The organism is Faecalimonas sp. LCP19S3_D12 (genome assembly GCF_052121495.1).
GTDB lineage: Bacteria > Bacillota > Clostridia > Lachnospirales > Lachnospiraceae > Faecalimonas.
This window is the reverse complement of the sequence record NZ_JBQKED010000089.1, coordinates 1-3,553: the sequence shown is the minus strand read 5'-3', so window position 1 is coordinate 3,553 and position 3,553 is coordinate 1. Positions and strand designations below refer to the sequence as shown.

The following is a 3,553-nucleotide window of genomic DNA, read 5'->3' as shown; positions in this document are numbered from 1 at the left end:
TAAGTTATAAAAAGATATAAATAAGTGTCTGAAATGAAAATAAAAAAAGTAAGGAAAAAAGTAAAATAATTGTTGACAAGAAGAAAAAGCAGGTCTATGATGAGGTTAAGAGGTAAGGAGAAAAGTAATGAAATAAATATAAATGTGGATATGAAAAGGACTTGTCACACTTACCAGATACTTATTCACCATGATTTCAGAAAAGGAGAAATGCAGGATGCAGATTACATTGACAAAGGAACAGGTCAAAGAAGCGTTCGGGGAACTCCGTTATATGGGAGCAGACTACTGCTACAAGTATGATAAGGAAACCCGGAAGAAAACCGAGGAAGTGGAAGCATTGAAACTTCATCTCGGAAGCATGAAACTTGGAAACAGCGTAGATATCCGTCTGGAAGCAACAGAACTTCCAAAGGTAGAGCCTTACACAGTGGTAGAACTGGAAGAAGCGGTATATGCCCCTTATGTGCAGAGAGGAAACTTCCCGGTATTGGTGGACAGAATCACTTGTAAGGATATCCATGCTGTTGCCGGAAAAGGAAACGTGTAAAGGCTGTTCCCGGACATTCTCTGCGGACTGCTCCGTACAGTGTGAAAGGAGCAAAGGGAGCAGAGGAAGTTCCGGGAACGTGGCGAAAGCCACGGCAGACTACGAAAGGCAGGGATGATAATAACGGAAGTAATGAAAATTTCAGAACCCCCCTATACTAACAGGGGGGTAACTCGTCAGAAAGAAGATTTGACAGCACTGATTGACTGGTGTCAGATTACCGTTAAAGAAGTAGATGTGTTCACGATTATAGAAGATATCCTGCGGATTCCACTGAGTTTTATGGAACTGCATGGTAAGGAAAAAGGGATTGCCGGACATGAACTGATAGCAAGATTTGACAATATCAAGATTCTGAAACCGACAGGAAATGCACAGTACGAGGGATTCCAGATTCTTATGAGCGGTTCGGGATGCAGGAATTATGAAAATTTCCTTATGATGAATAAGGAAACGTGGTTTGATTTTCTGGAGAGAGTTTGCAGATACCCGGTGAATTTTCCGAGGATAGACTTGGCGATTGATGATAGAAAGCCTTATCTGTCTATCCCGGAATTGATTCGTCTGAAAAACGAGGGGCTGATATCCAGTCAGTTGCGTGATACATCAGAGAATCGTTCTGATAAGCTGAAAGAGGATGAAATAGAAGCACAAGGGAAAACGCTCTATCTCGGAAGTAAACACAGTGATTTTCGGATTACATTCTATGAAAAGGGACATGAGCAGGCAGAAAAGTTCGGAAAAGAACTCGACCCGGACTGGAACAGATATGAACTCCGATTCCGGCATAAAAGAGCAGTCAGATTAGTGGAAGAGCTTCTGAAAGACAGGGATGTGGCACGGATTGCATTGTCCGTGTTAAACGAGAAAGTAAGGTTTTTGCAGAAGCCGGAAAACAGTATGATTACAAGAAAACGGCTCTATCCCACTTATCCGCCGTGGGAAGAACTCATGCAGGGCATAGGGAAGATAAAACTGACTATGAATCCAGAGAAAAAAACACTGGAACGAACATGGCGGTGGTTGAACGTAGCAGTTTCGCCCTCTTTAAAACTAATGGATAAAATCGGAAAACTGGATAACAGAGATTATATCCGCCAGTTAATAGAACGGGGGCAGATGAACGAAGAACATCAACGGATATATGAGGACTATAAAAAATCTTTCCTTTTGAGGGAAGAAGAAAGGAGAATCTTTGACAGAACATACACAGAACACGATACAGACAAAGAAAGCCCTTACAGTAAATGAAGCGTCAGAATATACGGGAATTGGAAGAAACAATCTGCGAAAGCTGATAGCATGGCAGAAGATTCCGGTCATAAGGATTGGAAATAAGATTCTTATACGTTCTGAGGTTTTAGACGAGTTTTTGAAGAAAAACGAGGGGCATAATCTGAAAAATAAATATGAAGTAATTGCAGTATAAACACAGATAAGCATATAATACTGTCAGACCAGTTCTGATAGTCCTTGCACGGAAAGGAGCGTGCAGATTGGGCAAGGACTTAAAAGGAAATACGTTGCCGGATGGAATCGTACAGAGGAAAAATGGAAGTTTTCGGGGACGTTTTCAATATAAAGGCGAAATTTATACAAGAGATAATACAGACTTGAAAAAGCTGATAGAAGAAATGGAAGATTTACGCTATGAAGTCAAGCATGGGTTGAAAGGAAAGGGCGATAATATCACTCTGGATACATGGTTTGATATCTGGCTGAATACCCATAAGAAACGGACTATCAAAGAGAGTACACAAGTGCGTTATGATGATTTTTACAGACGCTATATAAAGAAACAGATAGGAAAGCAGCGTGTGGCAGATTTCAATCCGATTATTTTGGAACGTCTGCTTCAGAATATGGCGGATGATGATTACAGCACAAAGACCATACGGGATGTGTACAATATCCTCAATGCAATGTTTAAATATGCGGTACATAATAGGATTCTTACATTCAACCCATGTGCAGGGGTAGAAGTTCCCAAAACAAAGACAAAACCGATAAGGGTGCTGACTGTGGAAGAACAACGGGAAGTATTGGAACATGCAAAAGGGAGAATACACGGGAATCTTATACAAGTGGCACTCGGTACAGGGATGCGTGGCGGAGAATTACTTGGGCTTACATGGGATGATGTGGACTTTCGGAAACGGGAAATCTCTGTAAATAAGACATTGGTGCATATCAAAGATAAGGAAACGAAAAAGTATGTATTCAAGTACCAGACACCAAAGACGAAGAACAGTATACGGACGATTCCTATGCAGGACAGTGTATATAAAGCTTTAAAACGTCAGCGGATTCAGTTGAAAGAAATGCAGTTGTCAGCCAGTGAATGGAAACCGTTAGAGGGATTTGAAAATCTTGTATTTGTTGGAAAGAACGGGAAACCGATTACAGAACACACCTTTCAAGTGACATTGGACTGGATAGAAAAATCTATCAATAAGGAACGGAAAAAGCAGGCAGAGAAAAACAAGGCAGAGTATATACCGATTCCGCATTTCTATCCTCATGCTTTACGTCATACATTTGCCACAAGGTGTTTTGAAGCCGGGATTGACGCAAAGGTAGTACAAGGATTCCTCGGACATTACTCCATAGCAATCACACTGGATTTGTATACGCACGTCACGGACGATAAAGCAAAAACGGAAATGGATAAATTACAGAGTTTATATAAGGAAATCATATAATCAGAACAGAAACAATGGAAAAGAAAAAGGATAAGTGCAACATTTCTTTAGAAAAAGAACTGTCCCAAAACTGTCCACGGGGCAGAACGGACACAGCCCTAAACAGCGAAAACCCGCTAACCACAAGGGCTAACGGGTTTCGTTGTTTTATAGTTATCTAAAGGAATGAGAGTAAAGTGTACATCTTCAGAAATCTGAAGATGATTACTTTATGAGGGGGGAGATAGTTGTTCTATCAACTATCTGACTCTAAGTATAAAAGAAAAATGTGTCCAAAATATGATTAGATTCTAAAAGAAAA

Annotated in this window: 4 protein-coding genes; all 4 read left to right on the top strand. The window is 40.5% G+C overall.

The window, feature by feature from the left end; all coding sequences use genetic code 11:
• Positions 1–217 precede the first annotated feature (217 nt).
• Complete coding sequence (locus ACTQXY_RS15205) at positions 218–550, top strand: hypothetical protein (protein WP_441660174.1); 333 nt, start codon at positions 218–220, stop codon at positions 548–550.
• Positions 551–664: 114 nt separating this feature from the next.
• Positions 665–1,801, top strand: coding sequence for a replication initiation factor domain-containing protein (locus tag ACTQXY_RS15200; protein ID WP_441660173.1), 1,137 nt, complete (start codon positions 665–667; stop codon positions 1,799–1,801).
• Positions 1,746–1,979: a helix-turn-helix domain-containing protein gene (locus ACTQXY_RS15195; RefSeq protein ID WP_441660172.1), complete on the top strand. Its 234-nt coding sequence runs from the start codon at positions 1,746–1,748 to the stop codon at positions 1,977–1,979. Before ACTQXY_RS15200 ends, ACTQXY_RS15195 begins: the two co-directional genes overlap by 56 nt.
• A 67-nt stretch (positions 1,980–2,046) precedes the next feature.
• The gene (locus ACTQXY_RS15190) at positions 2,047–3,252 is read left to right on the top strand and encodes a tyrosine-type recombinase/integrase (protein ID WP_441660171.1); all 1,206 of its coding nucleotides are present in this window, start codon (positions 2,047–2,049) and stop codon (positions 3,250–3,252) included.
• Positions 3,253–3,553: the final 301 nt, after the last annotated feature.

Excerpts from the sequence above, each read along its gene's own strand:
- ACTQXY_RS15205 (WP_441660174.1), top strand. The coding sequence starts at position 218 with ATGCAGATTACATTGACAAAGGAACAGGTCAAAGAAGCGTTCGGGGAA.
- ACTQXY_RS15200 (WP_441660173.1), top strand. The coding sequence starts at position 665 with ATGATAATAACGGAAGTAATGAAAATTTCAGAACCCCCCTATACTAAC.